This is a genomic window from Methyloceanibacter sp. (assembly GCF_058506495.1).
Map to the genome: position 1 here is coordinate 1 of NZ_JBZMXT010000112.1, position 5437 is coordinate 5437.

At 55.9% G+C, this 5437-nt stretch carries 7 protein-coding genes and 1 pseudogene; 6 read left to right on the top strand and 2 right to left on the bottom strand.

The features are described from left to right. The first annotated feature begins 587 nt into the window (after positions 1 to 587). The 5 genes from AC33YF_RS12600 to AC33YF_RS12620 all read left to right on the top strand — a co-directional run bounded on the left by AC33YF_RS12600 (position 588) and on the right by AC33YF_RS12620 (position 3160). The gene (locus AC33YF_RS12600; protein ID WP_491777558.1) at positions 588 to 773 is read left to right on the top strand and encodes a hypothetical protein; all 186 of its coding nucleotides are present in this window, start codon (positions 588 to 590) and stop codon (positions 771 to 773) included. A gap of 315 nt (positions 774 to 1088) precedes the next feature. After that, positions 1089 to 1343, top strand: coding sequence for a hypothetical protein (locus tag AC33YF_RS12605; RefSeq protein WP_491777559.1), 255 nt, complete (start codon positions 1089 to 1091; stop codon positions 1341 to 1343). Between the two features lie 62 nt (positions 1344 to 1405). Beyond that, on the top strand, positions 1406 to 1795 hold the full coding sequence (locus AC33YF_RS12610) for a hypothetical protein (RefSeq protein WP_491777560.1): 390 nt from the start codon (positions 1406 to 1408) through the stop codon (positions 1793 to 1795). 470 nt (positions 1796 to 2265) lie between these two features. Then, positions 2266 to 2592, top strand: a complete 327-nt coding sequence (locus AC33YF_RS12615; protein WP_491777561.1) for a hypothetical protein — start codon at positions 2266 to 2268, stop codon at positions 2590 to 2592. A 328-nt stretch (positions 2593 to 2920) separates the two neighbouring features. Beyond that, a complete protein-coding gene (locus tag AC33YF_RS12620; RefSeq protein WP_491777562.1) occupies positions 2921 to 3160 on the top strand; it encodes a hypothetical protein in 240 nt (79 codons plus the stop codon). Positions 3161 to 3317: 157 nt separating this feature from the next. Here the strand turns inward: AC33YF_RS12620 and AC33YF_RS12625 are convergent. After that, a pseudogene (locus AC33YF_RS12625) lies at positions 3318 to 3611 on the bottom strand (AI-2E family transporter); the annotation flags it as partial. Between the two features lie 51 nt (positions 3612 to 3662). After that, the gene (locus AC33YF_RS12630; RefSeq protein WP_491777563.1) at positions 3663 to 4061 is read right to left on the bottom strand and encodes a PRC-barrel domain-containing protein; all 399 of its coding nucleotides are present in this window, start codon (positions 4059 to 4061) and stop codon (positions 3663 to 3665) included. 481 nt (positions 4062 to 4542) lie between these two features. Between AC33YF_RS12630 and AC33YF_RS12635 the strand changes: the two genes are divergently transcribed. After that, a partial coding sequence (locus AC33YF_RS12635) for an exonuclease domain-containing protein (RefSeq protein WP_491777564.1) occupies positions 4543 to 5437 on the top strand: 895 nt, incomplete at its 3' end.

Genomic DNA, 5437 nt, shown 5'->3' on the forward strand with positions numbered 1-5437 from the left:
CTCCTAGCGGGTTGTCGCGTCGTTCCATAGATGACTGCCCCGGTGGAAACGCCGGGGCTTTTTTGTCTGCTGCACTCAGCACATGCGGGTAAGTGGACCTTCAATCTTTTTCGACTGTTCTCACCAAAAGGCCTTCATAGCCGCCGCAGCGGGAGTCACAGGGATACGCAGGCGAGAAAAACCGATAGACCTTCATGTCAAGAAAAACGTCGCCGAGATTTGCGTCTTGGAACCAGAACTGCGGAGGCTTACTGCGCGTTGAGGGAGGAAAGCAACGTATGAATGGATAAGGCTCGGGATTGTTGCCTCCGTCGTCTATTGCATCGGGGCTTGGTTCTGGGTGAACGCTGATGCACGGTGGCTGCGTGAATTGAACAGCCTGCTCAATGATGAATACCACAAGTCCAACAGGGAACTCGGCGAGTACGGTCACTGTGATGCCAATTTTCTCGAACTGAATGCATCGGTTGAGGCTCGGATGCTTCAAAACTTGGGATGGGCACTGCTGGGCCTGCCTGTCATTTGGTTAGCCGGGTTCGGGATTGCTTGGGTAGTGCACGGCTTCAAAACAATATGGAGGCTAAGTGATGGCCGAGGGGCTGATCCCCACAATCACGCTCGTGTTGTCTCTCACAACGGGTCAGCCGTTGCACATGCCAGGGTTTCTCTCACTGGACGACTGCATGGACAGCGGAGATGCCGCTGCAGAGGCGCTCGAGCAGGTTGCGGACTGGCAGTGTGAGGATGGACCGAAACGTAGGCCCGAGGGCTAATCTATTACACTGGCGACACCGAGCTGCTAAGCTCTGCCTGCGCGGGCAAACCCGCCGCTAACATCCGCTCCTTGAACTTGGCGACACTATTGCCGAGGCCGAGTGTAATGGCTTACGGGTGGAAAGCGGTTGCCGCTACGTCGCGTCCTGATGTCCGCTGATGACCCCAATCGGTCGATGTTCTTACGCCCCGACATCGAGACTGGCGGGGTGGGTTTGGGGTGAACGATTTTCATTGCAACCCGGTAATTTTTAGCCCCCTATTCTCGGTTGCGTGGCAGTAGGCCATGGCTTCATGAGAAGGAAAAACCAGAAATGCTCAAGCTCGTTAGTGCGTTTGCTTTTAGCGCAGCGTTGCTGCTTGGGTTCGCCCCGCCGTCATCCGTTTCGAATGCGCAAGAACTAGCGCAGGCTGAAGACGAGATGATGGAGGCCGAAGGTATGATGGACGAGGCTCCGGCCGATGATGGCATGATGGAGGAAGAACCGGCCGACGATGAAATGATGGATGACTCTCCCTCGGGTGAGGATGCAATGCAGGAGTCTGAAGAGGGAGACTCCGACGAGTAAGACTAGTCGAGGCACGAACGGAACACACGGGGCGTCGGCTTCGGCAGACGCCCCAATTCCCTGTGGCAGGCTGCCTCGGCAAATGGGCCGATCTCCGTAATCACATAGAGCGGATGTATGTGCATCTGTCCGCCGAGGCGCGAAAGACAAAAGAAGAGCTTTTCGCGATGCTATTCATGATGAAATTCACGATTCCGGTTGAGCGCGGCAATGCTGCCGCCAAGGATGGGCGTCTAGAGCATGCCATCGAAAGCCTCGTCCAAGCGACAGATGCGGAGGCTGCTTACTTCACGATGATCAACGGCGAACGAGGCGGTTACGTCTTTTTTGAGGAGACCGATCAGGCGCAGCTGGCCCAACTAAACGAGTCGCTGATGGCTGCCCTCGATGCGGCCATCGATATTGTGCCTGTGATGACCTTGGACGACTTGAAATACGGGCTGCCGAACTAGGGTCCCGCAGGCGGGAGAACGTCGCTTCGATATCGGCCAGCGTGGCAGACCATACCTCACAGGCCAGAAACGTTAGCTGTCCGGTGAAGGCCGGTCAGCAGAGTGATGGCCTGCTTACGCTTAAGCCGCTCTGTCGCGTATCGGACTGACTTCTAAATAGTTGGGTTGATAGCTGTCGGGGTCCGTCTGACGACGCCTCTGGCCCCTTCACAACGTCGAAGCGGCGGCCGTAGATCTGTCAAGGAGCCACCGCTTGCCTGCAGAGGCCTTACGCTAGGGAAATCGGGAGCGTAACTCATTGTAAAAAATCAATATTTCTCGCAAGAAATTCTTCAATTTGCCACTTGACGACGCGAAATGATCGACCAATTGATTAGCGTACGGAAGACACTGGGCCGACCGCCCATTGATCAAATACGGGCCGGCTCCGTTTCTTAGCGGCTATTGGAGGAAGCTGTCGGGAGACAAAGATGACTACGATAACTCTGAGCCAACGCCACTCGTTCACGTTCCCACACGAAGTTGTAGACGATCCTTCATTGGGCATCAGTCAGAAGCGCGCCATTCTGTCGGAATGGGCATCGGATGCCTGCGCCGTAGAGTCGTTCCCCGTGCTGCGCCTGCTTCCGGGAACGAGGTTGCCAGTCACCTTTTCCTCAATCAGGGACGCAAGGTCTTGCTTGGATCGCAAGTACGGTGCGGACTACGAGAATGCCCTACAAGAAAACTGTGTGATTGCTGCCTTCCAAAAACGGCAAGCAGAATGTGATGGTGGCTCAAATGACCTTCGTGCATAAGAAACGGACAAGGGTGCGAGTTGACGCGCTACTGTATTGGGCGATGCTGTTTTTCTGCCTCAGCTTCCTGGCCGCATATGCAGTGATGACTTAGCCATATTCGAGCAATCCCTCGCACAAGCGCGCGCATACGCTTTAGCGATGACGCACAATGCAGACTCGCAAATGCGGGGGCTGTTCGGCAAACAAGCGGCTGAATGGTCCCCCGCGAAAACAGTGACGGGTGCCTAAATCGTGTCCATAACGGACAAGGGGCCACCTAGGTCCCTACCAAGTAGCGGTGGGTAAACTCATTGGCATACAAATGCACTGCGCCTGTCGTTATACATTGATCGGCTTGGCCACTCTTTATGCGCTGGCGCTGGGGCTCTTCATTATCGGCACTTTCGGTCTTTTCGGAAGTCCATCCGGACCGTTAGCTGGCGTCTTCTTGGTGCCCCTCGGGTTACCTTGGAACCAAATGCTCGATGTCTTCCCGGAGCCGCTTTGGCCGACGCTGGCCGCGTTAGCGCCCGCTGTAAACCTTTCCATTCTCGCACTAATCTGTAGTCGGCGCGCGCGTCACTGATCTATTGAGCCACCGTTTCTAGGGCTGTTCGCTTTTGGCACGGAGAGGACCTCAATCGGTAGGCCGAGGAGGTCGGCTTATGGCTTTAAGACAGACTTGCCCGATCTTCGCGACAATATCGGCCAGTGACCCGAAAGGGGCATCAGTGCACGCAGCCCTATGAGGCTAGGGTCGTCGAGTGTGACGAAAGATGTCGTTGCAGGACAGAGGCTGAGATGAGCAATGGGACTGCAAGCAATGCTCCCATAGGGCCCAACATCCAAGACCAGAAAGCGGTCGACGGGAAGACAAGGAAGTGGTTGAGGGTGTAGCGGTACCCGATAATGATGGGCGTAATGAACGAGCCCTTCAACGTGTTCACGAAGATCCAGATGAGTGGCGCGACCAAAGCTTCTTTGAGGCTCGGGAAGGTCAAGAGTCCGACAACGAAAAACCTCGCTATCGTGACCGCCGGACCAAGGTATCCACACTTCGTCTCTGCTTATACTGGACTTTGCGGTACTTATTTCTGTGCGTACTTGAACTCGGGCATCCCTTTCAACTCGTCCTTCGTAGCTTTTGGAAGAAGGATCTTGCCTCTCCCGCCTGCTTTGAAAAGCTGAATGGGTACAGCGACATTCTTGGCCCCGATGCCAAGAAATCCGCCGACCGAGAGGACGGCAAGTGTGACTTGCCCATCGCCAGCGACGATCAGATCATCAAGCTTGCCTACTTTTTCGTTTTGGTCATTGTAGACTTCCGATCCAAGCAATTTAGTTGCTCGGTAGCCCGTAGCGGAGACGCCTTTCACGTCGACCTGTACGCCCAAAATGGCTGTGCCGGCTACGGGCGCTTCCTGCGCAATAGCGGGGGCGGCGTGCAAGGCTAAAACGAGAAACAGAGCTTTGGTTAGTAGTTTCATTCGATAATCTCCCGGAAAATAGTCTGTGACTCGATGAACATCGCAGCCAAAACTCAAATCGCTTGCCTGTGTGACAACACGATGGCGTCGAGACATTGAGGTGCGTCAGCTCGTGGGCCCGAAGGAGTGATGTCACCTGCCGGCACGTTCCGGACCTCTGACGTTAGGCAACCGGTTAGCGACCAGAGCTGGACGTATTTTGGCGGCCCGTCAGGGCCGCGCGGGGAGGCACGTGGACGGCATTATCGTTACATCGTCGGCGAATCAGAGCTAAGTCGGTCACGCCGGTGCGTGGCTCGAAGCCCGGGCCCTTGGCGGAGGAAATCCTGGTTCTGGTCGCGAATGCAGATGCGGCGAAAGAGCTCGTGAGGAACGTCGCTTTGGAAAAGGGTGCGGCCTTTGGCTGGCATCGCACGTTGCGCTTTGCCAGCGTGCATCGATCGAGCAGGAGAGCGGCAGGCGCTTGGGAGGGTAGGGGATCATGACCTTTGTTTTCTACGACACGGAAACGACAGGCAAGAACACCACCTTCGACCAGATTATCCAGTTCGGCGCGATAAGAACGGACGATCAACTTCGTGAGCTGGAGCGTTTCGAGATCCGCTGCCGTGTGCTGCCCGACATCGCCGTGTCACCTGGCGCCATGCGCGTAACGGGTGTGACCGTCGAGCAGCTCACGGACCCTTCGCTCGTTAGCCATTTCGAGATGGTGCGAGCGATTAGAGAAAAGCTCGAGGCGTGGTCGCCCGCGGTCTTTATCGGCCACAACTCGCTTGGCTTCGATGAGCATCTTCTGAGGCAGGCCTTCTACAAAACGCTTCATGCGCCGTATCTGACCAATACCAACGGAAATTGTCGCACGGACTGTCTGCGCATGGTCCAGGCCGTAGCCCTGTGTATGCCCAATGCACTTAGTATCCCTATCAACGGGCGTGGTCGGCAAATTTTCAAGCTGGACCAGTTGGCGCCGGCAAATGGCTTCGCCCATGAACACGCTCATGACGCCTTGGGTGATGTGGAAGCGACGATTTACTTATGTTCCCTGATTGCGGATCGTGCTCCGCTGCTGTGGGAAAACTTCAAACGTTTCGCCCAGAAGCAGGCCGTCATGGACTATGTGCTGGGCGAAGAGGTCTTCGCCCTTACCGACTTCTACTACGCTCGGCCCTACTCATGGATGGTCACAGCGATCGGCCCCAATCCTGAGAATCGTTCGGAAGTTTTGGTTTTCGACTTGTCGCGTGACCCGCAGGACCTCATGCGGCTCACGGATGATGAACTTGCGTCTACCCTGCAGGACAGGCCGAGAGCAGTCCGCGGCGTGCGTACCAATGCGGCACCAATAATCCATGCATATGATGAGGCGCCCGACCGAC